A 26179-nucleotide genomic window follows, 5' to 3' on the forward strand; every position below is an offset into this window, starting at 1 on the left:
CTCAGCCCCTACCGCGGCGACCAAAGAAGAAGGACACCACGAACAGCACCAGGAAGATAATGAACAGAATCTTCGCGATACCGGTAGCGGCGCCGGCGATACCACCGAAGCCCAGCACGGCAGCGACAATGGCGATAATCAGGAAGGTGATGGCCCAACTCAACATGGTGATTCTCCTTACCGTTTTTGGAAGAGGTCCTTGGGTGCTCGGTTAAAACACCCAGCGATCACGTGGTGCAGCAGTGTCGACAACGGCAGGAGTGGTCACCGGCGTAGACAGTGCGACCCTGGCCTGCAGCGCAGCTACCGGGCGTTGTGCCTGAACCTGCGCCACCAGCGCGGCCTGGGCAGCCAGCTGCTCGGCACTGCGCGCGGTTTCCCAGCTGTTGTAGAGCTGGCCGGCAATCAGGGTCAGCAGCAGCGCCAGGCTGAAAAACAGACCCTGGCGCAGCTGAAGCGAAGAAACCTGCACTAGGGTGGCGGTTTGGCGGTTCATGCCGTGCTCCTCCTGCTGCTTTTATTGTTGACTTGATGTAGTCATTGCAGCCTGCATGCCAGCCTTTGAAACTATTTTTTATCATTATAAATCAACAACTTATGTACATACATCGGTTCAGCCTAAAACGTATCCTGCACGATCGGGCTCAAGCGTTCGTGCGTTTTGCATGATCAGCCCTGCACCTTGGTTGCTACCTTGAGCATGTCGGCATCCACCCCGCGCACGCCGCGAATCTGCCGGGCGACCTCGATGGCGATGGTCTTCTGTTCGCTGCTGACCACCTCGCCGGACAACCGCACCACGCCATCCTGGGTCGCCACTTTGATGTTCGGGCCATCGAGGTTGCGGCTGTACATGAAGCTGGTCTGCACCTTGGCATTGATCCAGGCGTCGCTGAGCTGCGGTTCGGTCACCTGTTGCTGGCGCTCTTCACGCTGCCTGGCCAGATCGGCCGCACTCAGGCTGATGAGGTTGTTGACCAGGTAAACGCCCTCGGTGGAGCTGGCCAGTACCCCCGCCAGCTCTTTGGCTTCGGCGCTACTGACCTGGCCGCGCAGGGTCACCACGCCCTCACGGCTGTCGACTTCTATAGGTGCTGCCTGGGTGTGGGTGCTCCACAGCAGACGCGCGCGAATGATCGAGGCGAGGGTCGCGTCTTCCAGGCGCTGGGCATAGGCGCGCCGCTCCAAAGGTTGCTCGACCAGTTCGGCATTGACCTTGAGGTCGTTCTGCACCGCTTCGATGCCGCGGGTGGCCAGAGCAACGGCTTCGGCCAGCTGGCGCTCGACCTGGTTTTCGACCTCGCCGCGCAAATGCGCCGTACTGCCCTCGACCCTGACCTCGATCTTGTATGGGTTGAGCAAGCGGTTGAGCGCCAGGGCGGTTTGCAAGGCGCCTTCCTGGCGCGCCTGCTGCACGCTGGAAGCCGGTGATTCGGCGGCGCTGCTGGCCATCGGCAGCAGCAGGAACAGGGCAGTGGCGACTGCCAACGGATAGGGCGCGAACATGAGAAAACCTCCGAGGGCTCAGAGTCTTTTGTCTTCGCAGTACTCGTGCCAGTTCCTTTCGGATAAACAACCGCTGATTTTTCAGTGAGTTAGATAAGTGTTGGGCGAACGGCTACCATGCAGGCAACGGAATGAATCAGAATGAACCATGCAACTTGCCCGATTTTTCCGACACTAACCTAGATCATTCTCAAAGGAGCGTAGGAAATGGAGTCAGCCCAGGAACATCAAGGCCGTATTCTGCTGGTCGACGATGAGTCCGCCATCCTGCGAACCTTTCGTTACTGTCTTGAAGATGAAGGCTACAGCGTTGCCACCGCCAACAGCGCGGCGCAGGCCGAAACCCTGCTGCAACGGCAAGTCTTCGACTTGTGTTTCCTCGACCTGCGCCTGGGCGAAGACAACGGCCTGGATGTTCTGGCGCAGATGCGTATCCAGGCGCCATGGATGCGCGTGGTGATCGTCACCGCGCATTCGGCGGTCGACACGGCGGTGGATGCGATCCAGGCCGGCGCCGCCGATTACCTGGTCAAGCCCTGCAGCCCGGACCAGTTGCGCCTGGCCACGGCCAAGCAACTGGAAGTCCGTCAGCTGTCGGCGCGCCTCGAAGCGCTGGAAGGCGAAGTGCGTAAGCCCAAGGACGGCCTCGACTCACACAGCCCGGCCATGATGGTGGTGCTGGAAACCGCCCGCCAGGTCGCCACCACCGACGCCAACATCCTCATTCTCGGTGAGTCCGGCACCGGTAAGGGCGAACTGGCCCGCGCCATTCACGGCTGGAGCAAACGCGCGCGCAAAGCCTGCGTGACCATCAACTGCCCGTCGCTGACTGCCGAGCTGATGGAAAGCGAGCTGTTCGGCCACAGCCGCGGGGCCTTTACCGGTGCCAGCGAAAGCACCCTGGGGCGGGTCAACCAGGCTGACGGCGGGACCTTGTTCCTCGATGAAATCGGCGATTTCCCGCTGACCCTGCAGCCCAAGCTGCTGCGTTTTATCCAGGACAAAGAATACGAGCGCGTCGGCGACCCGGTGACCCGCCGCGCCGATGTGCGGATTCTGGCCGCGACCAACCTCAACCTCGAGGACATGGTCCGCGAAGGGCGCTTTCGCGAAGACCTGCTGTACCGCCTGAACGTCATCACCCTGCACCTGCCGCCCCTGCGCGAGCGCAGTGAAGATATCCTCACCCTGGCCGATCGCTTCCTTGCCCGCTTCGTCAAGGAATACTCGCGCCCGGCCCGCGCCTTCAGCGAGGAGGCCCGCGCCGCGCTGCTCAACTACCGCTGGCCGGGCAACATCCGCGAACTGCGCAACGTGGTCGAGCGGGCGAGCATCATCTGTGCCCAGGAGCGCGTCGAGATCAGCCACCTGGGCATGGCCGAACAACCGGCCAGCAATGCCCCGCGCATTGGCGCGGCACTGAGCCTGGATGAACTGGAACGCGCCCATATCGGTGCGGTACTGGCCACCAGCGAAACCCTCGACCAGGCCGCCAAGACTCTCGGTATCGACGCCTCGACCCTGTACCGCAAGCGCAAGCAGTACAACTTATGAAACTGGCGATGAAGCTGCGCACGCGGCTTTTCCTCAGCATTTCGGCGCTGATCACCGTCGCCCTGTTCGGCTTGCTGCTGGGCCTGGTCAGCGTGCTGCAGATGGCCAGCGCGCAACAGGCGCTGGTGCGGGAAAACTCGGTAACCCTCGACCTGGGCCTGAAGCTGCGGCAGAACCTGGGCGAGCAGTTGACCCTGCTGCTGGATGACGCCCCGGACAGGCCAGCCCTCGAAACCTTGCAACGCCAGTTCCAGCAACTACTGGACGAAGGCATCAACCATGACGACGAAAGCCCGGGCGACCAGGGTTTTGCCAAGGCCAACCTCGACTACCAGGCCTTTTTGCAGGCTTACCGCAACAGCGCTGAAACCTCGAAAAGCCTGGGCGCCGACCAGCCCCTGGGCCATGCCTTCAACCTGTTGCGCAGCGACCTGGTCGAATCGCACAAGCGCGCCTTGCAGCACATTAATGAAAGCGAGCAGAAAGCCCATGACCGCGCCCTGCTGATTGGCGGTTTGCTCGGCCTGGTGGGCCTGACAGTATTGATTCTCGGTTTTGTCACCGCCCATGGTATCGCCCGCCGGGTCGGCCAGCCGATCGAAGCATTGGCCAAGGCGGCCGACCAGATCGGCCAAGGCAACTTCGAGGTCACCCTGCCGGTGTCCCACGCCCTGGAGCTGAACCAGCTGACCCGCCGCTTTGGCCTGATGGCCGAGGCTTTGCGCAAGCATCAGGCAACCAACATCGACGAAGTGCTGGCCGGCCAGCAGCGCTTGCAGGCGGTGCTCGACAGTATCGACGACGGCCTGCTGATCATCGATCGCCAGGGTCATCTGGAGCATCTCAACCCGGTCGCCCAGCGCCAACTGGGCTGGGAAGATGCGCGTCTGGGCACAGGCCTTGGCGATGCCCTGCAACGCCCGGAGCTGGACGAGCAACTGCGCCTGGTACTGCGCGGCGGCACCCTCGACCGCGTGCCTGACGACCTCAGCCTGGAAATAGATGAAGAAACCCGGCTGCTTTCCTACAGCCTGACGCCGGTATGCCACCCACAAGGGCAAATCCTCGGCGCGGTGATGGTGCTGCACGATGTCACCGAGCAACGTGCCTTCGAACGGGTACGCAGCGAGTTCGTCCTGCGCGCGTCTCATGAACTGCGCACGCCAGTGACCGGCATGCACATGGCCTTCGGCCTGCTGCGCGAACGCCTGAAGTTTGCCCCCGGCTCGCGGGAAGCGGACCTGTCCGACACCATCGGCGAAGAAATGCAGCGCCTGAACCAGCTGATCAACGACCTGCTGAACTTCTCCCGTTACCAGAGCGGCCTGCAAAAACTCGAACTGACCCCCTGCGCCATCGACGAACTGCTCGGCCGGGCCTGCGAACGCTTTGCCGCCGCGGCCAACGACAAACAGATCGAGCTGCAGGTCGAGCTGACTGCGCCGCTACCGCGTATCCAGGCCGATCCGGCGCAATTGGACCGGGTCATGGACAACCTGCTCGACAACGCCGTGCGCCATACGCCAACCGCCGGGCGCATCCGCTTGCATGCACGCCGCCACGCCGAGCGGGTGATTATCAGCATCGAAGACAACGGCGAGGGCATTGCCTACGGCCAGCAGGGCAGAATCTTCGAACCTTTCGTCCAGGTCGGGCGCAAAAAGGGCGGTGCCGGCCTGGGCCTGGCGCTGTGCAAGGAGATTGTCCAGTTGCACGGCGGGCGCATGGGTGTGTACTCGCGGCCCGGGCAAGGCACTCAGTTCTATATGGCCTTGCCAGTCTGAATCGCCTGCGGCTCAGGCTTCGTCGTCGATGCGCCGGGGCCCGAGCCGCCGGCCGCGGGTGATCAGCTCGATGAACTGGCGTGCATTGAGCGGATGGGCGAACAACCAGCCCTGGCCATAATTGACCCCTTCGCTATTGAGCAGCAGGGCCTGGTCTTCGTACTCGATGCCTTCGGCAATCACCCTTAGCTGCAGGGCATGGGCCATGCGGATGATGTGCGGGGCCACGCCGCTGCTGGCTGCGTCATGGCCCAGGGCATCGATAAAGGCCTTGTCGATCTTCAGGCAGTCGACCGGCAAGGTTTGCAGGTAGGCCAGGCTGCAGTAGCCAGTACCAAAATCATCGATCAACACCTGGTGCCCGACCGCGCGCAAGGCTTGCAGGTTGTCCCGGGCCACCACCACATCGATCAACCCACGCTCGGTAACCTCGAAGGCAATCTGGCTGGCCGCCACGTGGTGCATGGCCAGCAGGCGTGCCGCCACCCGGCCGATTCTCGGCACCATCACATCGCAAGCGGCAAGGTTGACCGAGATGTACAGCTGGCGGTTGGCGCGCAGCAACTGGCCGAGTTGCTCGAGCACCCGCTGCAGGACGAAATCGGTGATCTGGCGGATCTGCCCGGTGTTCTCCGCCAACGGGATGAACAGGTCCGGGCTGGTTAGCGTGCCATCCGAGCGACGCCAGCGCACCAGTGCTTCGGCTCCGACACAGCGGCGGCTGTTGAGCTCGAAAATAGGCTGGTAAAGCACCTGCAATTCGCCCCGGCGCAGCGCGCCCTGCAGCTCCGAACTCATCGAGCGACGTTGGCGAATCAGCTGTAACACCAGCCAGCCAATGCACCAGGCCAGTACCAGGCTACCGGGGAACAGCAGCCAGAGAATGCCGTTCATCTTCAGCGGCATGCTGGCCCTGGGCGCGATCAGCACCAGTTGATAGTCCGGTGACTTGGTCGGCATGCGGTAGATCAGCCGATCCGGGAGCTCCAGCAGCGAACCACTTGAGGCCGGCGGCCAATCGGCGGACGGCGGCCAGACCTGCGGCGGGCCCAGCACCGGTACCGCCCGTGTGCCGTTGTCGAGCACCACCAGCAGGCTGCCTTCGGGCGGCAGGTCAACCACGTCGGTGATGTGCCCGCGTGAGGTGGCGACCAGGAACTTGCCCCGGCCCAGCATCAGCGCCGCCAGGTTGTCATCCGGCTCGGTGGTAGTGTTAAGCCAGTAGCTATAGGTCGGGCCCTGGATATCCGCAGGCCGCAGCGGGTTGATGGTGCGCTCGCCAACCCGGTTGGAACAGGCAACATTACCATCGACGTAAGCGGCTTCGTAGACGAAACGATAATTGAAGGCGACCTGCTGCAAAGCCGTCAGCATGCTGGCATCGCACCCGCGCACGGGTTGCGACTGCAGTTGATCGACGCCTTCGCGCAGCTGACCGAAGATCTGCTCCAGGCGCACCAGAAAGCGCTCGCCCTTGGCGTTCATCTGCTCGATTTCGCTTTGCTGCATCTGGTGCATGGCCACACCGACGCTGGCCATGAGCAGCAGGATCGCGCTGGCCGTAGCCGCGAGTGTGGCCAGTAACCAGGGACGATAGAGCAAATGGCGCAACACCGAGAGGGCAGCTGACATCAATAATTATCCAGTTGAATACCAAGAGGTATAGCAACTGCCAGTCAAGTCAGCCTGCCCGTTGGGCGGTGGGGGCTCAACGACGGCTGTTGAGCACCTGCAACATGGCCGCCGTCTGGGCATCCGGCACGCCATCGAAACGCTGCGGGCGAAAGCGCATCTGGAAGGCTGCCAGCACGTGCTTGGTGCTGACATCATTCTCGCCGGTTTGCTCGATGGCGTAGCCGAAGCGCTTCAACTGCTGCTGATACCAGCTGATGCTCGGTGGATTGACGCTGAAGTACGCCTGCTGCTGGGCCACGGCCTGGGCATTCGGCCAGACCCCAAGGCCTGCGTCCGCCAGGCGCTTCCAGGGGAACATCGGGCCCGGGTCGAGCTTGCGCAGCGGGGCGATGTCGCTGTGGCCGATGATGTAGCGCGGCTTGATGTTGTTGCGCTTGACGATGTCCTTGAGCAGGACGATCAGCGCCTGGACCTGCGCCTCGGTGTAGGGGTGCCAGACCCGCCCGGTCGGCGTGTCGGTATAGCCGGGGTTGACGATCTCGATGCCGATCGAGGTGGAGTTGAGCCAGGTGCGGCCATCCCACTGGCTGTCACCGGCGTGCCAGGCACGACGGCTCTCGTCCACCAGTTGGTAAACAGTGGCCGGCGAGTCGCCGATCAGGTAGTGGCTGCTGACTTCGCCGTGGGTGAGCAAGTTCAGCGAACGCTCCAGCGAAGCATTGGTGTAATGCAGGACGACGAACTGGATGCGTTCGTCCTGGTTGACCGAAGTATGGCTGCGGTCGATCCGCAAACCGCTGGTGCAACCTGCCAGCGTCAGCAGCAGGAGGGCGGTGAAAAACGCTTTCATGAAGAGGGCACTGTGATGAGAGTCTGCAAAGCGTAAGCTTAACGTATCCTCGCCCTTGCCACTCAGCCCTGTTCGACGCGATTTCGACCAAGATGTTTCGCCCGGTACAGCGCTTCGTCTGCCCGCTTGAGCACCACCTCGCTGCGCTCACCGCTGCGAAACGCGCTGATGCCGATCGACAGGGTAATGGTCACCCGCTCGCCCTTGAAGTGGAACGGGCAGGCTTCGATGGCTGCCCGCAGAGCTTCCGCCAGCTGACAGCCAGCTGGCAGCGAGGTTTGCGGGATCAGCAAAACAAACTCCTCACCACCAAAGCGGGCGATGAAATCCTGGCTGCGCAGGCGCTTGCGCAGCACGCTGGCGACTATTTTCAAAACCTTGTCACCGGCCAGGTGGCCATAGCTGTCGTTGATACGCTTGAAATGGTCGAGGTCGAGGATCGCCATCAACAGATGGCCGCCGCTTTCCTGCCATTGCAGCACTTCCTGATCAACCCGCTCCGACCAGGCGGCGCGGTTGGGCAGCCCGGTGAGCGGATCAATCAGGGCTTTCTGGCGCTGCTCTTCAAGGTGCTCGCGGTAGCCCAGGGCTTCCTGCTCCATGCTCGCCACCCGCTCGGCCAGGCCTTGCAGACGGCTGGCCATGTCCTGCTCGCGCTGGTCACGCTGCTGCTGGTGCTCGTCCATGGTGCCGAGCAAACCTTCGAGGCGGTTTTCCAGGATGTGCTTGAGGCTGCCCAGGTCGGCCGCGCCCTGCACACTGCTTTGCAGGCCATCGACCTGCTCGCGCAGCTGGCTGTCGAGGTCGCGGGCTGCCGAGGTGTTGTCGGCGTGGCCTGCGCTGGCTTCGTGCAGGTGGCTCTGGAACGACTCCAGGCGTTCGTTGAGTTGCTGCAGGTAGGCTTCGAACTCGTGCTGGCCGCTGTCGTTGATTGCCAGCATCAGCACCGCCAGGTCATCCAGCACCGGCAGCAGCTCGTACCAGTTCAGGCCGTGCTCCAGGCGCTCGCGCATCGACTGCGCCTGGGCCTTGTGGCGTTCGGGCAGGGTCAGGTCGTCGAGCAGGCCGAGCAGGGTGTCTTCGATATGCGCCGCGACCGAGCTATAGGTGGGCTCGGTGCCGTCGGGCAGGGCGAACTGGGCCTCTTCGTCATCTACCGGCTCTGCTTCTGCCAGGTCAGCCTGCGGCTCGTCCGGGCTGTGCTCGAGCAAGGCCAGTACATCCTGCTCGGAGTCCAGTGTGACCGGCTCGGCTAGCGCTGGCAGTTCAACTTCAGCTGCTGGCTCGATTGGCAGCTCGGCAACCGGCTCAGGCTCGGATGTACCTTCAAACTGCGGCTGCGCGCTGGCTTGGGGCTCCACGGCTGCAGACTCATACGCCTCGGCAACGACCTCTGCAGCAACCGGCAAGGGCTGCAGCTCATCAACATCGACAGCGGCGGGTTCGGGCGCCACGGCCACGGGCTGTTCTCTGACATCAGTTGCCGCCGGTACCGCAACGGCGAGAGCCGGTTGCAGGGCTTCTTCCGGCTCGCCGTCGCGATTACCGAACAGGCGCTGCAACAAACCCGGGCGTTGCGCTTCTTCAGGCCGCTCCAGCGCCGACAGCGCCTGGCCCTGCAAGCCGCTCAACTCTCCCAGCAGCAGGGGCATCTCGCGCGACTGGCTGGCGCGGGCCTCGACCTGCTTGGCGAACTTTTTCAGCGGCCGGCTGACGTCGCTGGGCAAGGGCAGGGTCTGCAGTTGGCTGACCAGTGAGGTGAGGGCGGTGGTGACCTGGGCGATCCGGGTTTCCCGGCGCTGCTCGGAATCGAGCACGGCCTTTTCCAGGCGCGGGATCAAGCCTGCGAGGGCGGCGTCCATGTTGTCGGTGCGGATCACCTCGCGCATTTCCTTCATGCACTGGTCCACCGCGCGGTCACTGCCTTCGGCGGCCAGGGTGCTGCGCACAAGGCCACGGCGCAACAGGTCGAGACGAGCCTCCCAACGGCGCTCCAGCTTCTCTTGCTGTTCGATACTCTTTAGGTATTTTTCTTTCCAGCGCTGGGCTTCGTCGGTCATGCCTGGGTCCGCAGAGGGTAATGGCAATTAGCTCAAAGCGGGCAGCGTATCCACAGCAAGGGCATCAGGCAAACGAATCTCAACCGCGACCGGTAGATGATCGGAAATAGGCTGGGCCAGAACCTCGACCCGCTCCAGGGTCAGACTCGGGCTGAGCAGAATATGGTCAAGGCAGCGTTGCGGCCGCCAACTGGGGAAGGTGGCTTGAACCTGGGGCGCGATCAGGCCCAGGTCGCGCAGCGGCGAGTGCTCTAGCAGGTCGGTGGCATGGGTGTTCATGTCGCCCATCAAAACCTGATGGCGGTAGCCGCCGATCAGTTCGCGAATGTAGGCAAGCTGCCGGGCGCGGGTCTTGGACCCCAGGGCCAGGTGCATCATTACCACCACCAGGGCGTCTTCACCCTCGCCGAAACGCACCAGGATCGCCCCGCGGCCAGCCGGGCCGGGTAGCGGGTGGTCTTCAAGCAGTTGCGGCTTCAGGCGGCTGAGCACACCGTTGCTGTGCTGGGCCAGGCGTCCGAGGTTGCGGTTGAGCTGCTGGTACCAGTAAGGGAAGGCGCCGAGCTGGGCCAGGTGCTCGACCTGATTGACGTAGCCTGAGCGCAGGCTGCCGCCATCGGCCTCTTGCAGGGCAACAAGGTCGAAGTCGGCGAGCAGGTCGCCGATTTTCTGCAGGTTGCCGGCCCGCCCGGTGTGCGGCAGCAGATGCTGCCAGCCACGGGTCAGGTAATGGCGGTAACGCTCGGTGCTGATGCCGACCTGGATGTTGAAACTGAGCAGCCGCAGCCGGCCGTCCTCTGGCAGGCCGTTAGCCTGCAGGTGATGTTCATTGACCTGCGGATCACACAGGCCAACGCCTCGCTCGGTTCTCCAGCGGCGCATGGCTGGCGCCGCTTACTTAGCGGCGCGCTCCTTGGCGATCAGGTAGTCAGCGACATTCAGCACGCCCTGCGGACCTTTGGCGGTGCCCAGGTCAAAGCGGTACTTGCCGTTGACGACCATGCTCGGTACGCCGGTGATCCCGTACTTCTTGGCCAGTTCTTTGGCCTTGGTGGCCTGGCCATTGATGGCGAAGGAGTTGAAGGTCGCGCGAAACTTGTCAGGATCCACGCCTTGAGTGGCGAGGAAATCAGCCATGTCGTCCAACTTGGTCAGTTGCTTGCGCTGCTTCTGAATCGCTTCGAACACGGCAGCGTGAACCTTGTGTTCAACGCCCATGGCTTCGAGAGTCAGGAACATCTTCCCGTGGGCATCCCAAGGGCCGCCGAACATGGCCGGAATGCGCTTGAAGTTGACGTCTTTCGGCAGCTTCTCGACCCACGGATTGATTACCGGCTCGAAGCTGTAGCAGTGCGGGCAGCCATACCAGAACAGCTCGACCACCTCGATTTTGCCAGGGACCGACACCGGAACCGGGTTGCTCAGCTCGGTATACTGGTCGAAGGCTACCGGTTCGGCGGCCTGGGCAGTCATGCCGAAGAGGCTGGCGGTGACCAGCGCGGCGCCGAGAATCAGATTACGCATGCTTTACTCCTGAGCAGTCTATTGAGTCGCCTTGGCGCGACCGGTCGTAGGACAGGCCGAGGCTGGCCCGAGTTCGTTAGTGTAACGGCAGCGGGCACAAAAAAGGGCGGCCGAAGCCACCCTTTTCATCTTTGCGCCGCAGTATTAACCCAGCGTTAAAGCACGGATCAATGCAGACCCTGGATGTAGCTGGACAGTGCTTCGATGTCCTTGTTGCTCAGCTTGGCGGCAATGGTGCGCATGGTCGTGGCATCGCCATCGTTGGTGCGGTTGCCTTCGCGGAAGTCGGTCAGCTGCTTGGCTACGTAGCTGGAGTGCTGTCCACCCAGGTGCGGGAAACCGGCCAGGGCGATGCCTGCGCCATTAGGCGAATGGCAGCCGGTGCAGGCCGGCAGGCCTTTTTCGACGTCGCCGCCATTGAACAGCGCGCGACCTCGCTCGACCAGCTTCGGATCAGCCGCGCCAACGCTGCCTTTCTGGCTGGAGAAGTAGGCGGCGATGTCGGCCAGGTCCTGGTCGCTGAAGGCGGCCAGCATGCCGGTCATTTCCAGCACGGTGCGCTTGCCCGACTTGATGTCGTGCAATTGTTTTTCCAGGTACTTCTCACCCTGGCCTGCAAGTTTCGGGAAGTTCGGCGCCAGGCTATTGCCGTCCGGATTGTGACAAGCGCCACATACAGCAGTTTTGGCCTGACCAGCAGCGGCATCCCCTTTGATAGGCTCTGCGGCATTGGCTGCACCGGTGATGCCCAAGGTCAACAGCAGACTCACGAGTAGTTTGTTCATCAGCTAATCCAACTACGGCTAAGGGTGAAAGAGTTATGTATCGGGACTCCGGCTCATCCACTGGATGATCGCCTGGTAGTCCTCGGCACTGCAGTCCATGCACAATCCACGCATTGGCATAGCCTTGAAACCCTGGGTGACATGCACCACCAGTATCTCCATACCCTTCGCCAGTCTTGGCTCCCAAGCCGCACGATCACCCGCTTTCGGTGCCTGTGGCAGCTGCCCGGCGTGACAAGCCGCACACGTGCGGTTGTACAACGCCTCGGGATCCTGTGTAGCCTGAGCGCTGAATAACGGTATCAAGACACCGACAACAAGCAGCCATTTCGTCATGCGAACGACCTTTCAGGGTTGGGGGCTGCACTGCGTTCTAATGCGCAAGCTTGAATCCGATGCCCCCGTGCACATCCTCCTACGCTGGGATAATGCGCACACAAAATCTGGGGCATTATATACTCCCGTTACTGAAACGGAAACGACACCGCTTGCCGAGCCCGCCTCTGGCAACGCCCACACCGGATATCCCATGCAAGTCAAAAACCCCATCCTCGGCCTCTGCCAACAGGCCAAATTCGCCATCAGTGCTGCCAAGGTCGACCAGTGTCCGCCCGACCAGGGCTATGAAGTGGCCTTTGCCGGCCGCTCCAACGCTGGCAAGTCCAGTGCCCTGAACACCCTGACCCACGCCAGCCTGGCGCGCACCTCGAAAACCCCGGGGCGCACCCAGCTGTTGAACTTCTTCAGTCTGGACGATGAACGGCGTTTGGTCGACTTGCCGGGCTACGGTTATGCCAAGGTGCCGATCCCGCTCAAGCAGCACTGGCAGCGCCACCTGGAGGCCTACCTGGGCAGCCGCGAGGCCTTGAAGGGCTTGATCTTGATGATGGACGTGCGCCATCCGATGACCGACTTCGACATGATGATGCTCGACTGGTCGCGCGCTTCGGGCATGCCGATGCATATCCTGCTGACCAAAGCCGATAAACTGACCTTCGGCGCGGCCAAGAACACCCTGCTCAAGGTGCAGGCGGAAATTCGCAAAGGCTGGGGCGACAGCGTCTCGATCCAGCTGTTCTCGGCGCCCAAGCGCCAGGGCCTGGAAGAGGCTTACGGCGTTTTGGCACGCTGGATGGAACTGGCGGACAAGCCCGCAGAATAAGGGCTGCCCGGCAAACGCCGGGCAAAAAAAACCCCGGACTTCGTATGGGGAGGGGGAAGTTCGGGGTCCAAGTTCCGGACCGCTAGGGCGGGGTCCAGATATCTGCCAACACTTAACACAACATAGGAGCATCGAAGGGCTTCACCAGCCATTCAGTTACTCTGAGTCGCGGTTCACCGGTTTAGTTCCTGACGTTTAAAAACTATTTGCGATAGATGGGAAATTTCCGGCGCTAATGGCATCAGGCCAGCTAAAAAGCCGCGACGATATGCCGCAGCTTTTCCCCGAATTTCAGCGCATTTTTAGTGTGCTTCGTCCCAATTTGACCCCACACCGACCTCAACCAGCAGCGGAACGTCCAACTGCGCGGCACCGCTCATGTGTGGACGAATTTGCTCGCGCACTTGCTCAATCAGGTCTTCGCGCACCTCCAGCACCAATTCGTCGTGCACCTGGAGGATCACCCGGGCATCCAGCCCCGAATCGCTCAGCCAGTTATCCACAGCGACCATCGCGCGCTTGATGATGTCGGCTGCCGTGCCCTGCATCGGCGCGTTGATCGCCGTGCGCTCGGCACCTTTGCGCAGGGCCGGGTTCTTGGCGTTGATCTCCGGCAGGTACAGGCGCCGGCCAAACAGGGTTTCGACATAGCCTTGCTCGGCAGCCTGGGCGCGGGTGCGCTCCATGTAGGCCAGCACGCCCGGGTAACGGGCGAAGTAACGATCGATGTAGGCTTGGGACTGTTTGCGGTCGACGCCGATCTGCTTGGCCAGGCCAAAGGCGCTCATGCCGTAGATCAGGCCAAAGTTGATGGCCTTGGCGCTGCGGCGCTGGTCGATGGTGACCTGCTCCAGCTCGACGCCGAAAACCTCGGCAGCGGTGGCGCGGTGCACGTCCAGGTCGTTGCGAAACGCGTGCAGCAGGCCTTCGTCCTGGGCCAGGTGGGCCATGATCCGCAGTTCGATCTGCGAATAGTCCGCCGCCAGCAGTTTGTAGCCCGGCGCAGCGACGAAGGCCTGGCGAATACGCCGGCCTTCGGCGGTACGGATCGGGATGTTCTGCAGGTTCGGGTCGCTGGACGACAGGCGCCCGGTGGCCGCCACCGCCTGGTGGTAGGAGGTGTGGATACGCCCGGTGCGCGGGTTGATCTGCTCCGGCAGGCGGTCGGTGTAGGTGCTCTTGAGCTTGCTCAGGGAGCGGTACTGCATCAGCACCTTGGGCAGCGGGAAGTCCATGTCGGCCAGTTCCGCCAGCACCGCTTCGGCAGTGGAAGCCTGGCCCTTGGCGGTCTTGTTGAGCACCGGCATGCCGAGCTTGTCGTAGAGGATCACACCAAGCTGCTTGGGCGAACCGAGGTTGAATTCTTCGCCAGCGATTTCGAAGGCCTGGCGCTCCAGCTCGGCCATTTTCTCGCCCAACTCGATGCTCTGCACGCCCAGCAGCTTGGCATCGACCAGCGCACCCTGGCGCTCGATCTTGGCCAGCACCGGCACCAGCGGCATTTCGATGTCGGTCAGTACCGACTGCAGGCTCGGAATGCTCGCCAGCTTCTGCTGCAGGGTCTGGTGCAGGCGCAGGGTGACGTCGGCGTCTTCGGCGGCATAGGGGCCGGCCTGCTCCAGGCTGATCTGATCGAAGGTCAGTTGTTTGGCACCTTTGCCGGCGATGTCGGTAAAGCCGATGGTGGTGTGGTTCAGGTACTTGAGCGCCAGGCTGTCCATGTCGTGACGGGTGGCGGTGGAGTCAAGCACGTAGGACTCGAGCATGGTGTCGTAGGCCACGCCCTGCATCTGGATGCCATTGGCAATGTCGCCACCGATGGCGCAGTTGGCCAGGATGTTCATGTCGTACTTGGCGTTCTGCGCCACCTTGACCTTGGCCGGGTCTTCCAGCAGCGGCTTGAGCGCCAGCAGCACGCTGTCGCGGTCAAGCTGCTCGGGCACGCCCATGTAGGAGTGAGTCAGCGGCACATAAGCGCCTTCATGGGCCTGGACCGCGAACGACACACCGACCAGTTGCGCCTGCTGGGCATCGAGGCCGGTGGTTTCGGTGTCGAAGGCAAACAGCGGCGCCTGGCGCAGCTTCTCCAGCCAGGCATCGAAACGGGCCTGGTCGAGGATGGTTTCGTACTGGGCCTCGACCACTTCCTGCGGCGCTTCGACCACCACTTCCTGGCCGGCACGCTTGGCGTCGCGCTGAACTTCGTCGACCCAGCTCTTGAACTCCATCTCGGTGTACAGCGCCAGCAGCGCGTCACGATCAGGCTCGCCGCACACCAGCGCATCGACTTCGACGTCCAGTGGCACGTCGATCTTGATGGTGGCCAGCTCGTAGGACAGGAACGCCGCGTCGCGGTGTTCTTCCAGCTTGGCCGGCAGGGTCTTGGCGCCGCGAATGGCCAGGGTCGGCACCTTGTCGAGGTTCTGGTACAGGTCGCTCAGGCCGCCACCGATACCGGTCAGCAGGCCCACCGCGGTCTTTTCACCCACGCCCGGCACGCCTGGGATGTTGTCGACCTTGTCGCCCATCAGGGCGAGGAAGTCGATGATGTGTTCAGGACCGACGCCGAATTTCTCGTGCACGCCAGCGACGTCGAGCACGGTACCGGTCATGGTGTTGACCAGCGTAATGTGGCCGTCGACCAGCTGGGCCATGTCCTTGTCGCCGGTGGAGATGATCACCGGGCGCCCGGCCGCGGCGCTGCTGCGCGCCAGGGTGCCGATCACATCGTCGGCTTCTACGCCTTCGACGCACAGCAGCGGATAGCCCAGGGCGCGTACGCTGGCGTGCAGCGGCTCGATCTGCACGCGCAGGTCGTCGGGCATGCTCGGCCGGTTGGCTTTGTATTCGGCGAACATTTCGTCGCGGAAAGTGCCGCCCTTGGCGTCGAAGACCACCGCGAACAGGCTGTTCGGATACTGCTTGCGCAGGCTCTTGAGCATGTTCAGCACGCCCTTGACCGCGCCGGTCGGCAGGCCCTTGGAGGTAGTCAGTGGTGGCAGCGCGTGAAAGGCGCGGTACAGGTACGAGGAACCGTCCACCAGGACGAGGGGAGCTTGGCTCATGTGCAGAATCAACCTTTTCGACGGGCCCGGCGCTAGAATGTCCGGAACATTGACGACAAAGGGACAAGGTTATCATGCGTACACTAAATCGCCTGTTGCTGCTCAGCCTGTTGGCAGTCACTCCGGTCGTCGCCGTGGCAGCGGATGACGCGCCATCTGCTGATCCAGAGGTAACCATTCGCACGGAAGGCGACAAAACCATCCAGGAATACCGGCAAAATGGCTTCCTGTATGCAATCAAGGTGACGCCCAAAGGCGGCAAACCTTATTTCCTGGTACGTGCCGATGGCTCGGACGGCAATTTCGTCCGCTCCGACCAGCCGGACATGCTGATCCCGTCGTGGAAAATCTTCGAGTGGAAGTAGGCCGTACCCTTTACATCAACCTGGCACTTCCCTGCTGAAGTGCCCGTATGGGCAATTTTTGATCATGTCAGTCTTCACCCCCCTGACCCGGCCTGAGCTGGAAACCTTTCTGGCGCCGTACGGCCTGGGCCGCCTGCGGGACTTCCAGGGCATTGCCGCCGGTACCGAGAACAGCAACTTCTTTGTCAGTCTGGAACAGGGCGAGTACGTGCTGACGCTGGTCGAACGCGGGCCGATCCAGGACCTGCCGTTCTTCATCGAACTGCTCGACGTACTGCATGAGGCCGACCTGCCGGTGCCCTACGCCTTGCGTGGCAACGACGGCGTAGCCCTGCGCGAACTGGCCGGCAAACCTGCGCTGCTGCAACCACGGCTGCCGGGCAAGCACATCAAGAGCGCCAATAATCAGCACTGCGTACAGGTTGGCGAACTGCTCGGGCACCTGCACCTGGCCACCCGCGACAAGGTCCTGGAACGCAAGACCGACCGCGGCCTGGACTGGATGCTGGAAACCGGCGCCGAACTGATGCCGCGCCTGAACGCCGAACAACGCCAGTTGCTGCAGGCGTGCCTGGACGAAGTTGTCGAGCACAAGGCGCAGATCATGGCCCTGCCGCGGGCCAACCTGCATGCCGACCTGTTCCGCGACAACGTGCTGTTCGAAGGCACTCACCTGACCGGCCTGATCGACTTCTACAACGCCTGCTCGGGGCCGATGCTCTACGACCTGGCGATTACCCTGAACGACTGGTGCTGCGACGACGCCGGCATCATCGACGGCCCACGGGCGCGGGCGTTGCTCGGCGCTTATGCAGCGCTGCGACCGTTCACCTCGGCCGAGGCCAACCTGTGGCCGGTGATGCTGCGCATTGCCTGCGTGCGCTTCTGGCTGTCGCGCCTGATTGCCGCCGAATCGTTTGCCGGGATGGACGTGCTGATTCACGACCCGGCCGACTTCGAAGTACGCCTGGCGGCGCGCCAGCAGGTAGAGATAGCGTTGCCGTTCGCGCTGTGAAACATCGCGGGGCAAGCCCGCTCCTACAATAGGTTGGAGCGGGCTTGCCCCTGCGATCGGGGCGTCACAACTTCTCCAGGCACCCCGCCAGATCATTCCCCAGCGTCTCCAGCAACTGCTCGTAGCCCTGGGCACTGGCCGGCGCCGTACCACCCAGCGCGTCCAGCTCCGCCAGGGTCACCGGCAGCCCCGCCGTCAGCGTCTCAGCCAAACGTGGGCGCAGTGGCGGCTCGCTGAACACACAGGTCTTGCCCACTTCCTGCAGGCGTTTGCGCATCGCCGCCACGTGTTGGGCACCCGGCTGCACTTCGGCGGCCACGCTGAACACCCCGGTGTGTTTCAGACCATAGGCCGACTCGAAGTAGTCAAATGCCTCGTGAAAAACGAAGAACGGTTTGCCGCTGACACCGCTCAAGCGCTTTTTCAGGCGCCCGTCCAGCGCATCCAGACGCTCGCCGAAGGCCTTGAGGTTGCTCTGGTAGCGCGCGGCATTGGCCGGATCGGCAGTGCTGAGGTCTGCGGCGATCCTGGCGGCGATCACCCGGGCGTTGACCGATGACAGCCAGAGGTGGGCATCGAGACTGCCGGGGCGGTGATCATGGTCATGATCGTCGCCATCTTCGTCATGGGAGTGGCTATCTTCGCCAAAATGGCGCAGGTGCAGGCCGGGCAGTTCCTGCACGGCAACGCTTGGCTTGCTGCGGCCTTTGAGCACACGCGGCAGAAAGCCCTCCATGTCCGGGCCGATCCAGTACAGCAGGTCGACGTCGGCCACCCGCCGTACGTCGGAAGGACGCAGGGCGTAATGGTGCGGCGAGGCGCCTGGCGGCAGCAGCACTTCAGGCGTACCGACGCCGTCCTGAACCGCCGCAGCGATCTGTTGCAGGGGCTTGATGCTGGTCAGCACACGCACTTCGGCCTGTGCCTGGGCCATCACCAGAGTGGCGATAAAAGCGACAAAAAGGGCAAAAATTCGGGACACGATGACCACTCACAGGGGCTGAAACAGGTAACATAATAACGTCTCCAATCAGAACCGTCGCCGCTCATGCCTAAAACCCCGCTGGCCAACCGCCCCCACGACCACTCCCATTGCGTACACAGCGCCCTGGCCGAGGCCGATGCGCTGTGCGCACGCCAGGGTGTGCGCCTGACCGCTTTGCGCCGCCGCGTGCTGGAGCTGGTGTGGCAGAGCCACAAGCCGCTGGGCGCCTACGACATCCTCGCCGTGCTGAGCGAGCAGGACGGTCGCCGGGCCGCGCCGCCGACCGTGTACCGGGCGCTGGATTTCCTCTTGGAAAACAGCCTGGTGCACCGCATTGCCTCGCTCAACGCCTTTATCGGCTGCAGCCACCCCGAGCACGCGCACCAGGGCCAGTTCCTGATTTGCCGCGAATGCCACGTGGCCATCGAGCTTGAGCAGCGCAGCATCAGCGACGCCATCGTCGCCAGCGCTAAAGACGTCGGCTTCAGCGTCGAAGCACAAACGGTCGAAGTGGTCGGCCTGTGCAGCAACTGCCGGAGCGCCTGATGAGCAATGCGCTGATTCGCCTCGAGCAGGTGGGCGTGAGCTTCGCCGGCCAAGCGGTGCTCGACAGCATCGACCTGGCCGTGGAACCGGGGCAGATCGTCACCCTGATCGGCCCCAACGGCGCCGGCAAGACTACCTTGGTACGCGCCGTGCTCGGCCTGCTCAAGCCGCATACCGGTACGGTCTGGCGCAAGCCGCGGCTGCGCATCGGCTACATGCCGCAAAAGCTTCAGGTCGATGCCACCTTGCCGCTTTCGGTACTGCGCTTCTTGCGCCTGGTGCCCGGCGTTGATCGCGCCGCAGCGTTGTCGGCACTCATGGAAGTCGGCGCCGAAAAGGTCATCGACAGCCCGATCCAGGGGATTTCCGGCGGCGAGATGCAGCGTGTGCTGCTGGCCCGCGCACTGCTGCGCGAGCCCGAGCTGCTGGTGCTCGATGAGCCGGTGCAGGGCGTCGACGTCGCCGGCCAGTCCGAGCTGTACAGCCTGATCACCCGTCTGCGCGACCGCCATGGCTGCGGCGTGCTGATGGTTTCCCATGACCTGCATCTGGTCATGAGCACCACCGACCAGGTGGTCTGCCTCAACCGCCATGTCTGCTGCTCCGGCCACCCCGAGCAGGTCAGCGGCGACCCGGCGTTCGTCGAGCTGTTCGGCAGCAACGCGCCGAGCCTGGCGATCTATCACCACCATCACGACCACGCCCACGACCTGCACGGCTCGGTGGTTGCCCCGGCCAAAGGCGGCCACGTTCATGGAGATCACTGCAAGCATGGCTGATTTTCTGCTTTACGCCCTGCTCGCAGGTTTGGCCCTGGCACTGGTCGCCGGCCCTCTGGGATCCTTCGTGGTCTGGCGGCGCATGGCCTATTTTGGCGACACCCTGTCCCACGCTGCGTTGCTCGGCGTCGCCCTGGGTTTCGTGCTGGATGTCAGCCCGGCGCTGGCGGTGACTGTCGGCTGCCTGTTGCTGGCGATCTTGCTGGTGACCTTGCAACAACGCCAGCCGCTGGCCTCCGACACTCTGCTGGGGATTCTGGCACCCAGCACGCTTTCCCTTGGCCTGGTGGTGCTGAGCTTCATGCACGATGTGCGCATCGACCTGATGGCCTACCTGTTCGGCGACCTGCTGGCGATCAGCACGGGGGATCTGGCCTGGATTCTCGGCGGCAGCGCTGCGGTGCTGCTGTTGCTGGTGGTGCTGTGGCGCCCGCTATTGGCAGTCACCGTGCACGAAGAACTGGCCATGGTCGAAGGTTTGCCGGTCGCCGCGCTGCGCCTGGCGCTGATGCTACTGATCGCAGTGGTGATTGCCGTGGCGATGAAGATCGTCGGCGTCCTGCTGATTACCTCGCTATTGATTATTCCCGCCGCTGCGGCGCAACGTCACGCCCGCTCGCCGGAACAAATGGCCCTGGGCGCCAGCCTGCTGGGGGTTACCGCGGTGTGCGGCGGCCTGGCGTTGTCGTGGTTCAAGGACACGCCGGCCGGGCCGTCCATCGTGGTCTGCGCCGCAGTGCTATTCTTGCTGAGCCTGGCACTGCCCCGGCGCTGAAGACGTGGGGTGCAGCCAAAGCAGTTGCACCCTGCGACATTTAAAAACGCGCGGGGTCCTGAAGAGTTATTTTCGAGTCTGCGGACTGGGTGTAGACTTGCTCGCTTTTTGCGCAAATAGAGAGTCGCAGGAATGAAGCCGTTCGCCTCCCGTTATCTGCTCCTTGCCGCGTTTTCACTGATCCTCGCCGCGTGCTCCAGCACCCCGGCCGACAACGCTGCCGTGCCTGCCCAGCCTGATGCCTGGCAGCAGTTGGAGCAAAGCATCGCCAGCAGCGAGCTGGCCACTGCCGAAGATCAACTCGCCACCCTGCAAAGCCAGGCGCCGAATGACAGCCGGATCGAGCAGTACCAGCGTCAATTGGCCGAAGCCTATCTGCAACGCAGCCAGATCGTCCTGCAAAAGGGCGATGTGAACGCGGCGGCCACTGCCCTGGCCCGCGCCCGTGCGCTGATGCCCAAGGCGCCGGCGCTGACGGGCGGCGTCAACGGTGCTATCGCCCAAGCGCGCAAGGCCGAGCTCGACAAAGCCGAGGCCGCCCTGAAAGCCGCCGAAGCCCGCCCTGCCGCCAAGCTGATCGACCCGACCGCGCCAAGCACCGTGGTTGCGTTGAAAACCACCAATATTCGCGAAATGCGCAAGCAACTCGATGACATCGCCAGTGATGTGATCAATTACCAGTGCGATGTGGTGTTCCAGGTGCCGCGCAAGCAGGACGCACCCTGGCTGCAAACCTTGCTGGGCAAACGCGTTAAAAAACTCGACGGTGATTTTGCCTTGCAGCAAAGCCACGAGATTCACCGCAACCAACCTGCCCAGGCGGTGCTGATCCCACGCCGCCCATGACGAAACAGGGTGCCCTGATGGGCACCCTGTTTGTGCATCACGCCGGAATGGCTTTCGCCGCGGCCTCACGCTCCCACACCCGATGTTTGCTGATTGCCGTGATGAAGGCCTTGTAGGCTTTGTCATCATTGCCCAGCAGCAAACCGCTGTCGGCCTTGAGCCCCAGCTTGTCGAGCACGGCTTGCGCCTCGCTGGCCAGGCCAATCGGCTTGAGGTGCTTGTAGGCTTCAAGCAGAAAGTGCAGCGCCACGCCGTCACCGGCCAGGGCCTGAAGCGAAGCCTTGCCGCCCGGCACCCAGGCCGCATCGAAGATCACCGACGGCATGCCTTCCATCGAGGCATCCACGGCCAGCGCCTTGCCCTGGGCGGTTTTTACCGGCGCCGAGCTCGGGCCAAGGATCTTGATCTGCGCGCTCTCGGCTTCCAGCGCCTTGACCAGGCTATCGACACTGTCGCCATCCACGCCATCAGCCACCAGCACTGCAACCTTGCGGCCCTTGATGCCTTCGCCGAGCAGGTTCATCTGGCTCAGCGCCGGTGACTCCTTGAGGCTGGTTTGGGGCACATCCACCGTACCTTTCTTCGGCGCCGGCAGGCCAAGATTGGCAGCCACTCGAGCCGCCAGCGTGAGGTCGATGTTGGCAAGAATTTCATTGACCTCACGGGTGCGGATGTACTCCCGCTCAACTTTGCCCAGTTCGAAGCTGTAGGCGCTGATGATGTGCTCCTGCTCGGTCGGGCTCATGCTCTGGAAGAACAATCGCGCCTGGGAGAAATGGTCGGCGAACGACGGGCTGCGCTGGCGCACTTTGTGCGCCTCGATGCGCTCCGGATACGACTCGAAACCACCATCGCTGGCTGCCGGCGCAGTCTCCTTGGGCCAGCCACCGTCGATCGAGTTGGGCTCGTAAGAGGCACGGCCCTTGTCCAGCGTGGTGCGGTGCTGCGCATCGCGCTGGCCGTTGTGGTTAGGGGCTAGCGGACGGTTAATCGGGATCTCGTGAAAGTTCGGCCCGCCTAGCCGGCTGATTTGGGTATCGGTGTAGGAAAACAACCGGCCCTGCAGCAGCGGGTCGTTGGAGAAGTCGATGCCGGGGACGATATGCCCAGGGCAGAAGGCAACCTGTTCGGTTTCAGCAAAGAAATTGTCCGGGTTGCGGTTAAGCACCATCTTGCCCAGCGGCGTCACCGGTACCAGCTCTTCGGGGATGATCTTGGTTGGGTCGAGCAAGTCGAAGTCGAACTTGTGCTCGTCTTCTTCGGCGACGATCTGCACGCCGAACTCCCATTCCGGGTAATTACCGGTTTCAATCGCTTCCCACAGATCGCGGCGGTGGTAATCGGTGTCTTTGCCCGCCAGCTTCTGCGCTTCGTCCCACAACAGCGAACACACGCCGGCCTTGGGCTTCCAGTGGAATTTGACGAAGCTGGATTTGCCCTCGGCATTGATCAGGCGAAAGGTATGCACGCCGAAGCCCTGCATGGTCCGCAGGCTTTTAGGAATGGCGCGGTCGGACATCGCCCAGATCACCATGTGCGCCGACTCCGGCACCAGCGAGACGAAGTCCCAGAAGGTGTCGTGGGCCGAGCCGCCGGTGGGCATTTCGTTGTGCGGCTCAGGTTTTACTGCATGGACGAAGTCGGGGAACTTGATCGCATCCTGGATGAAAAACACTGGCATGTTATTGCCGACCAGGTCGAAGTTGCCTTCGTCGGTGAAGAACTTCACGGCAAAACCGCGCACATCGCGCACGGTATCACCCGAGCCACGCGGGCCCTGAACGGTGGAAAAGCGCACGAACACCGGGGTGATTTTCTCCGGGTCCTGGAGAAAACCGGCCTTGGTCAGCGCGGCATGCGATTCATAGGCCTGGAAGTAGCCATGGGCCCCGGTACCGCGGGCATGGACGATGCGTTCGGGGATGCGCTCATGGTCAAAATGCGTGATCTTTTCACGCATGATGAAGTCTTCCAGCAGCGACGGGCCACGGTCACCGGCTTTCAGGGTGTTCTGGTTGTCGGCAACCTTGACCCCCTGGTTGGTGCGCAGCGCCTGGCCGGTGGCGTCACTGCGAAATGTTTCCAGGCTTTGCAGCTTGGCGTTGGTATTGGCGCGGTCCGGGGTCTGGGTACCGGCGAGTTGGCTTTCCTTGGGTGGGTTCTTCTTGCTGGGCATCAGTGTGCTCTCCTCACTCAATCAGTCCTACGGTTCGACCCCACGGCGGGCCCTATTCAGTAGTGACTGATGGCCCCTGCAGGCGTTCCTTCGGATTGACCACTGATCGCGTTATTCCAGTAGCATTGGTCAATTGCGAAATAAATGCTAAGAACCTCTATACGAACAGGCTAAAATGCGCGCCCGGCTAACCGCTGACCCCATTCCCATGCGCCCCACAAGGTTCGCTACGTGATCGAGTTTCAAAATGTTCATAAAACCTACCGCGTAGCCGGTAGGGATATCCCCGCACTGCACCCGACCAACCTGAGCGTCGAAGACGGCCAGGTGTTCGGGCTGATCGGCCATTCCGGCGCCGGTAAAAGTACCCTGCTGCGCCTGATCAACCGCCTTGAAGCGCCAAGCGGCGGCAAGATCATCGTCGACGGCGAAGACGTCACTGGGTTCAACGCCAACGATCTTCGTCGATTCCGCCAGCAAGTCGGGATGATCTTCCAGCACTTCAACCTGCTGGCCTCCAAGACCGTTGCCGATAACGTGGCCTTGCCGCTGACCCTGGCCGGCGAGCTGTCACGCAAGGAAATCGACACCCGCGTCAACGAGTTGCTGGCCCGCGTCGGCCTGGCCGATCACGCGAAAAAATACCCGGCACAGCTTTCCGGCGGCCAGAAGCAGCGCGTCGGCATCGCCCGCGCCCTGGCCACCAAGCCGAAGATCCTGCTGTGTGACGAAGCCACCAGCGCCCTCGACCCGCAGACCACCGCCTCGGTGTTGCAACTGCTGGCCGAGATCAACCGCGAACTGAAGCTGACCATCGTGCTGATCACCCACGAAATGGACGTGATCCGCCGGGTCTGCGACCGCGTGGCGGTGATGGATGCCGGGCAGATTGTCGAGCACGGCCCGGTGGCCGATGTATTCCTGCACCCGCAGCACCCGACCACCAAGCGCTTCGTCCAGGAAGACGAGCAGATCGACGAAAACGAACAGCGCGACGACTTCGCCCATGTGCCAGGACGCATCGTGCGCCTGACCTTCCAGGGCGATTCGACCTACGCGCCGCTGCTGGGCACCGTCGCCCGGGAAACCGGTGTGGACTACAGCATCCTCGCTGGCCGCATCGATCGCATCAAGGACACCCCGTATGGGCAGCTGACCCTGGCCGTCACTGGCGGCGACATGGAAGCGGCGTTCGCCCGCTTCACTGCGGCTGATGTTCATATGGAGGTACTGCGTTGATGGACGCCTTGAGTTTCTTTGCCAACGTCGACTGGGCCGAAATCTGGCTGGCTACCATCGACACCATGATCATGCTGTTCGGCTCGCTGTTCTTCACCGTGCTGCTCGGCCTGCCGCTGGGCGTGTTGCTGTTTCTTTGCGGCCCGCGCCAGCTGTTCGAGCAGAAGGGCGTGTACGCGCTGCTGTCGCTGGTGGTAAACGTCCTGCGCTCGCTGCCGTTCATCATCCTGCTGATCGTGATGATTCCGTTCACCGTGCTGATCACCGGCACCTCGCTGGGCGTCGCCGGGGCCATTCCGCCCCTGGTGGTCGGAGCCACGCCGTTCTTCGCGCGCCTGGTGGAAACCGCGCTGCGTGAAGTCGACCGCGGCATCATCGAAGCCACCCAGTCGATGGGCGCCACCACTCGCCAGATCATCACCAATGCCTTGCTGCCCGAGGCCCGTCCGGGCATCTTCGCGGCCATTACCGTCACGGCCATTACCCTGGTGTCGTACACCGCGATGGCCGGTGTGGTGGGCGCTGGCGGCCTCGGTGACCTGGCGATCCGCTTCGGTTACCAACGTTTCCAGACCGACGTGATGGTGGTCACCGTGGTCCTGCTGCTGGTACTGGTTCAAGTCCTGCAGAGCGTGGGCGACAAACTGGTTGTGCATTTTTCCCGTAAGTAACCCCATGGGTCGGCACTGCCGACGCACCGGGGGCCGGACTGGCCCTCACAAGGAGTGATTTGATGAAAAAGCTGCTTGCTGTTGTCGCCGCCGTCGCGGCCTTCTCGGCCCAGGCCGAGACCCTGACCGTCGCCGCCACCCCGGTGCCGCACGCCGAGATCCTCGAGTTCGTCAAACCGGCCCTGGCCAAAGAAGGCGTGGACTTGAAGGTGAAGGTGTTCACCGACTACATCCAGCCGAACGTGCAAGTGGCCGAGAAGCGCCTGGACGCCAACTTCTTCCAGCACCAGCCGTACCTGGATGAGTTCAACAAGGCCAAGGGCACCCATCTGGTCAGCGTTGCCGGCGTGCACTTGGAGCCGCTGGGCGCCTACTCGAGCAAGTACAAGAAGCTCGACGAGCTGCCATCGACCGCTACCGTGGTCATCCCCAACGACGCCACCAACGGCGGTCGCGCCTTGCTGCTGCTGGACAAGGCCGGTGTGATCAAGCTCAAAGACAACAGCAACATCCTCTCGAGCGTCAAAGACATCGTTGAGAACCCGAAGAACCTGAAGTTCCGTGAACTGGAAGCGGCAACCATCCCGCGCGTGCTGACCCAGGTCGACCTGGCGCTGATCAACACCAACTACGCGCTGGAAGCCAAGCTCAACCCTGAGAAGGACGCACTGGTCATCGAAGGCAGCGATTCGCCTTACGTGAACATCCTTGTTGCCCGCCCGGACAACAAGGACTCGGAAGACATGAAGAAGCTGGCGGCTGCGCTGCACTCGCCTGAGGTGAAGAAGTTCATCGAAGAGAAGTACAAGGGCGCGGTCAAGCCGGCGTTCTGATTCAAAGACCTATCGCGGGTCAAG

25 protein-coding genes are annotated in these 26179 nt (G+C 62.6%); 12 read left to right on the forward strand and 13 right to left on the reverse strand.

Annotated features, from left to right (window positions below; genetic code table 11):
• Nucleotide 1: 1 nt before the first annotated feature.
• The 3 genes from BLR26_RS02765 to BLR26_RS02775 form a co-directional block, all read right to left on the reverse strand.
• Nucleotides 2-166, reverse strand: coding sequence for a DUF1328 domain-containing protein (locus BLR26_RS02765; protein ID WP_010222609.1), 165 nt, complete (start codon nucleotides 164-166; stop codon nucleotides 2-4).
• A gap of 45 nt (nucleotides 167-211) precedes the next feature.
• Nucleotides 212-496 (reverse strand): hypothetical protein, encoded by a 285-nt coding sequence (locus tag BLR26_RS02770; RefSeq protein WP_093377582.1) that lies wholly within the window; start codon nucleotides 494-496, stop codon nucleotides 212-214.
• A 173-nt stretch (nucleotides 497-669) separates the two neighbouring features.
• Nucleotides 670-1506: a BON domain-containing protein gene (locus BLR26_RS02775; RefSeq protein ID WP_045200645.1), complete on the reverse strand. Its 837-nt coding sequence runs from the start codon at nucleotides 1504-1506 to the stop codon at nucleotides 670-672.
• A 207-nt stretch (nucleotides 1507-1713) separates the two neighbouring features.
• On the opposite strand from BLR26_RS02775, the gene algB reads away from it, so the two are divergent.
• Both algB and BLR26_RS02785 read left to right on the forward strand, forming a co-directional pair.
• Nucleotides 1714-3060 carry a sigma-54-dependent response regulator transcription factor AlgB gene (gene algB / locus BLR26_RS02780; RefSeq protein WP_045200647.1) on the forward strand — a complete coding sequence of 449 codons (1347 nt, stop codon included), beginning with the start codon at nucleotides 1714-1716 and terminating at the stop codon, nucleotides 3058-3060.
• Nucleotides 3057-4844 (forward strand): KinB sensor domain-containing domain, encoded by a 1788-nt coding sequence (locus BLR26_RS02785; protein WP_093377587.1) that lies wholly within the window; start codon nucleotides 3057-3059, stop codon nucleotides 4842-4844. The genes algB and BLR26_RS02785 overlap by 4 nt, the downstream gene beginning before the upstream one ends.
• Nucleotides 4845-4856: 12 nt before the next feature.
• On the opposite strand, the gene BLR26_RS02790 is transcribed toward BLR26_RS02785, so the two are convergent.
• The 7 genes from BLR26_RS02790 to BLR26_RS02820 all read right to left on the reverse strand — a co-directional run bounded on the left by BLR26_RS02790 (nucleotide 4857) and on the right by BLR26_RS02820 (nucleotide 12034).
• Nucleotides 4857-6476 (reverse strand): EAL domain-containing protein, encoded by a 1620-nt coding sequence (locus tag BLR26_RS02790; protein WP_045200651.1) that lies wholly within the window; start codon nucleotides 6474-6476, stop codon nucleotides 4857-4859.
• A gap of 76 nt (nucleotides 6477-6552) precedes the next feature.
• Nucleotides 6553-7329: an N-acetylmuramoyl-L-alanine amidase gene (locus tag BLR26_RS02795; RefSeq protein ID WP_045200653.1), complete on the reverse strand. Its 777-nt coding sequence runs from the start codon at nucleotides 7327-7329 to the stop codon at nucleotides 6553-6555.
• Nucleotides 7330-7391: 62 nt separating this feature from the next.
• Nucleotides 7392-9389, reverse strand: a complete 1998-nt coding sequence (locus BLR26_RS02800; RefSeq protein ID WP_093377592.1) for a GGDEF domain-containing protein — start codon at nucleotides 9387-9389, stop codon at nucleotides 7392-7394.
• A gap of 27 nt (nucleotides 9390-9416) precedes the next feature.
• Nucleotides 9417-10271, reverse strand: coding sequence for an endonuclease/exonuclease/phosphatase family protein (locus BLR26_RS02805; RefSeq protein ID WP_045200657.1), 855 nt, complete (start codon nucleotides 10269-10271; stop codon nucleotides 9417-9419).
• Nucleotides 10272-10283: 12 nt separating this feature from the next.
• A complete protein-coding gene (gene dsbA, locus BLR26_RS02810; RefSeq protein WP_093377597.1) occupies nucleotides 10284-10913 on the reverse strand; it encodes a thiol:disulfide interchange protein DsbA in 630 nt (209 codons plus the stop codon).
• Nucleotides 10914-11080: 167 nt separating this feature from the next.
• Entirely contained in the window at nucleotides 11081-11698 is a 618-nt protein-coding gene (locus BLR26_RS02815) for a c-type cytochrome (RefSeq protein ID WP_045200661.1), read from the reverse strand.
• A 33-nt stretch (nucleotides 11699-11731) separates the two neighbouring features.
• On the reverse strand, nucleotides 11732-12034 hold the full coding sequence (locus BLR26_RS02820; RefSeq protein WP_045200664.1) for a c-type cytochrome: 303 nt from the start codon (nucleotides 12032-12034) through the stop codon (nucleotides 11732-11734).
• 193 nt (nucleotides 12035-12227) lie between these two features.
• On the opposite strand from BLR26_RS02820, the gene yihA reads away from it, so the two are divergent.
• A complete protein-coding gene (gene yihA, locus BLR26_RS02825) occupies nucleotides 12228-12860 on the forward strand; it encodes a ribosome biogenesis GTP-binding protein YihA/YsxC (RefSeq protein WP_045200667.1) in 633 nt (210 codons plus the stop codon).
• Between the two features lie 302 nt (nucleotides 12861-13162).
• Here the strand turns inward: yihA and polA are convergent, their stop codons facing one another.
• The gene (polA, locus tag BLR26_RS02830; RefSeq protein ID WP_093377602.1) at nucleotides 13163-15925 is read right to left on the reverse strand and encodes a DNA polymerase I; all 2763 of its coding nucleotides are present in this window, start codon (nucleotides 15923-15925) and stop codon (nucleotides 13163-13165) included.
• A 74-nt stretch (nucleotides 15926-15999) separates the two neighbouring features.
• Between polA and BLR26_RS02835 the strand changes: the two genes are divergently transcribed.
• Together BLR26_RS02835 and BLR26_RS02840 are read left to right on the forward strand one after the other, a co-directional pair.
• A complete protein-coding gene (locus BLR26_RS02835; RefSeq protein WP_045200671.1) occupies nucleotides 16000-16290 on the forward strand; it encodes a DUF2782 domain-containing protein in 291 nt (96 codons plus the stop codon).
• A gap of 64 nt (nucleotides 16291-16354) precedes the next feature.
• Complete coding sequence (locus tag BLR26_RS02840) at nucleotides 16355-17305, forward strand: homoserine kinase (protein ID WP_045200673.1); 951 nt, start codon at nucleotides 16355-16357, stop codon at nucleotides 17303-17305.
• 64 nt (nucleotides 17306-17369) lie between these two features.
• Here the strand turns inward: BLR26_RS02840 and BLR26_RS02845 are convergent, their stop codons facing one another.
• On the reverse strand, nucleotides 17370-18287 hold the full coding sequence (locus BLR26_RS02845) for a zinc ABC transporter substrate-binding protein (protein ID WP_045200771.1): 918 nt from the start codon (nucleotides 18285-18287) through the stop codon (nucleotides 17370-17372).
• A 66-nt stretch (nucleotides 18288-18353) separates the two neighbouring features.
• On the opposite strand from BLR26_RS02845, the gene zur reads away from it, so the two are divergent.
• The 4 genes from zur to BLR26_RS02865 all read left to right on the forward strand — a co-directional run bounded on the left by zur (nucleotide 18354) and on the right by BLR26_RS02865 (nucleotide 21236).
• Complete coding sequence (gene zur, locus BLR26_RS02850) at nucleotides 18354-18836, forward strand: zinc uptake transcriptional repressor Zur (protein WP_045200675.1); 483 nt, start codon at nucleotides 18354-18356, stop codon at nucleotides 18834-18836.
• A complete protein-coding gene (znuC, locus tag BLR26_RS02855) occupies nucleotides 18836-19615 on the forward strand; it encodes a zinc ABC transporter ATP-binding protein ZnuC (protein WP_045200677.1) in 780 nt (259 codons plus the stop codon). The genes zur and znuC overlap by 1 nt, the downstream gene beginning before the upstream one ends.
• Entirely contained in the window at nucleotides 19608-20390 is a 783-nt protein-coding gene (gene znuB, locus BLR26_RS02860) for a zinc ABC transporter permease subunit ZnuB (protein ID WP_093377607.1), read from the forward strand. The genes znuC and znuB overlap by 8 nt, the downstream gene beginning before the upstream one ends.
• A 132-nt stretch (nucleotides 20391-20522) precedes the next feature.
• On the forward strand, nucleotides 20523-21236 hold the full coding sequence (locus BLR26_RS02865; protein WP_045200680.1) for a PA5502 family lipoprotein: 714 nt from the start codon (nucleotides 20523-20525) through the stop codon (nucleotides 21234-21236).
• A gap of 37 nt (nucleotides 21237-21273) precedes the next feature.
• Here BLR26_RS02865 and katE read toward each other — a convergent pair whose 3' ends face one another.
• Nucleotides 21274-23412 carry a catalase HPII gene (gene katE / locus BLR26_RS02870; protein WP_093377612.1) on the reverse strand — a complete coding sequence of 713 codons (2139 nt, stop codon included), beginning with the start codon at nucleotides 23410-23412 and terminating at the stop codon, nucleotides 21274-21276.
• A 231-nt stretch (nucleotides 23413-23643) separates the two neighbouring features.
• Between katE and BLR26_RS02875 the strand changes: the two genes are divergently transcribed.
• The 3 genes from BLR26_RS02875 to BLR26_RS02885 all read left to right on the forward strand — a co-directional run bounded on the left by BLR26_RS02875 (nucleotide 23644) and on the right by BLR26_RS02885 (nucleotide 26155).
• Complete coding sequence (locus BLR26_RS02875) at nucleotides 23644-24651, forward strand: methionine ABC transporter ATP-binding protein (RefSeq protein ID WP_045200684.1); 1008 nt, start codon at nucleotides 23644-23646, stop codon at nucleotides 24649-24651.
• Nucleotides 24651-25322: a methionine ABC transporter permease gene (locus BLR26_RS02880; RefSeq protein WP_045200686.1), complete on the forward strand. Its 672-nt coding sequence runs from the start codon at nucleotides 24651-24653 to the stop codon at nucleotides 25320-25322. Before BLR26_RS02875 ends, BLR26_RS02880 begins: the two co-directional genes overlap by 1 nt.
• A gap of 62 nt (nucleotides 25323-25384) precedes the next feature.
• A complete protein-coding gene (locus BLR26_RS02885) occupies nucleotides 25385-26155 on the forward strand; it encodes a MetQ/NlpA family ABC transporter substrate-binding protein (RefSeq protein ID WP_093377617.1) in 771 nt (256 codons plus the stop codon).
• The last annotated feature ends 24 nt before the right edge of the window (nucleotides 26156-26179 follow it).

It is taken from the genome of Pseudomonas sp. UC 17F4, assembly GCF_900101695.1.
Taxonomy (GTDB): Bacteria; Pseudomonadota; Gammaproteobacteria; order Pseudomonadales; family Pseudomonadaceae; genus Aquipseudomonas.

Bases quoted from the DNA above. Each gene is read 5' to 3' on its own strand.
- BLR26_RS02820 (WP_045200664.1), bottom strand. From the start codon at position 12,034: ATGACGAAATGGCTGCTTGTTGTCGGTGTCTTGATACCGTTATTCAGC.
- BLR26_RS02775 (WP_045200645.1), bottom strand. From the start codon at position 1,506: ATGTTCGCGCCCTATCCGTTGGCAGTCGCCACTGCCCTGTTCCTGCTG.
- BLR26_RS02835 (WP_045200671.1), top strand. From the start codon at position 16,000: ATGCGTACACTAAATCGCCTGTTGCTGCTCAGCCTGTTGGCAGTCACT.
- BLR26_RS02840 (WP_045200673.1), top strand. From the start codon at position 16,355: ATGTCAGTCTTCACCCCCCTGACCCGGCCTGAGCTGGAAACCTTTCTG.
- BLR26_RS02770 (WP_093377582.1), bottom strand. From the start codon at position 496: ATGAACCGCCAAACCGCCACCCTAGTGCAGGTTTCTTCGCTTCAGCTG.
- znuB (WP_093377607.1), top strand. From the start codon at position 19,608: ATGGCTGATTTTCTGCTTTACGCCCTGCTCGCAGGTTTGGCCCTGGCA.
- algB (WP_045200647.1), top strand. From the start codon at position 1,714: ATGGAGTCAGCCCAGGAACATCAAGGCCGTATTCTGCTGGTCGACGAT.
- yihA (WP_045200667.1), top strand. From the start codon at position 12,228: ATGCAAGTCAAAAACCCCATCCTCGGCCTCTGCCAACAGGCCAAATTC.
- BLR26_RS02800 (WP_093377592.1), bottom strand. From the start codon at position 9,389: ATGACCGACGAAGCCCAGCGCTGGAAAGAAAAATACCTAAAGAGTATC.
- polA (WP_093377602.1), bottom strand. From the start codon at position 15,925: ATGAGCCAAGCTCCCCTCGTCCTGGTGGACGGTTCCTCGTACCTGTAC.
- zur (WP_045200675.1), top strand. From the start codon at position 18,354: ATGCCTAAAACCCCGCTGGCCAACCGCCCCCACGACCACTCCCATTGC.
- BLR26_RS02795 (WP_045200653.1), bottom strand. From the start codon at position 7,329: ATGAAAGCGTTTTTCACCGCCCTCCTGCTGCTGACGCTGGCAGGTTGC.
- BLR26_RS02765 (WP_010222609.1), bottom strand. From the start codon at position 166: ATGTTGAGTTGGGCCATCACCTTCCTGATTATCGCCATTGTCGCTGCC.
- BLR26_RS02815 (WP_045200661.1), bottom strand. From the start codon at position 11,698: ATGAACAAACTACTCGTGAGTCTGCTGTTGACCTTGGGCATCACCGGT.
- znuC (WP_045200677.1), top strand. From the start codon at position 18,836: ATGAGCAATGCGCTGATTCGCCTCGAGCAGGTGGGCGTGAGCTTCGCC.
- BLR26_RS02865 (WP_045200680.1), top strand. From the start codon at position 20,523: ATGAAGCCGTTCGCCTCCCGTTATCTGCTCCTTGCCGCGTTTTCACTG.
- BLR26_RS02790 (WP_045200651.1), bottom strand. From the start codon at position 6,476: ATGTCAGCTGCCCTCTCGGTGTTGCGCCATTTGCTCTATCGTCCCTGG.
- BLR26_RS02785 (WP_093377587.1), top strand. From the start codon at position 3,057: ATGAAACTGGCGATGAAGCTGCGCACGCGGCTTTTCCTCAGCATTTCG.
- BLR26_RS02880 (WP_045200686.1), top strand. From the start codon at position 24,651: ATGGACGCCTTGAGTTTCTTTGCCAACGTCGACTGGGCCGAAATCTGG.
- katE (WP_093377612.1), bottom strand. From the start codon at position 23,412: ATGCCCAGCAAGAAGAACCCACCCAAGGAAAGCCAACTCGCCGGTACC.
- BLR26_RS02805 (WP_045200657.1), bottom strand. From the start codon at position 10,271: ATGCGCCGCTGGAGAACCGAGCGAGGCGTTGGCCTGTGTGATCCGCAG.
- dsbA (WP_093377597.1), bottom strand. From the start codon at position 10,913: ATGCGTAATCTGATTCTCGGCGCCGCGCTGGTCACCGCCAGCCTCTTC.
- BLR26_RS02885 (WP_093377617.1), top strand. From the start codon at position 25,385: ATGAAAAAGCTGCTTGCTGTTGTCGCCGCCGTCGCGGCCTTCTCGGCC.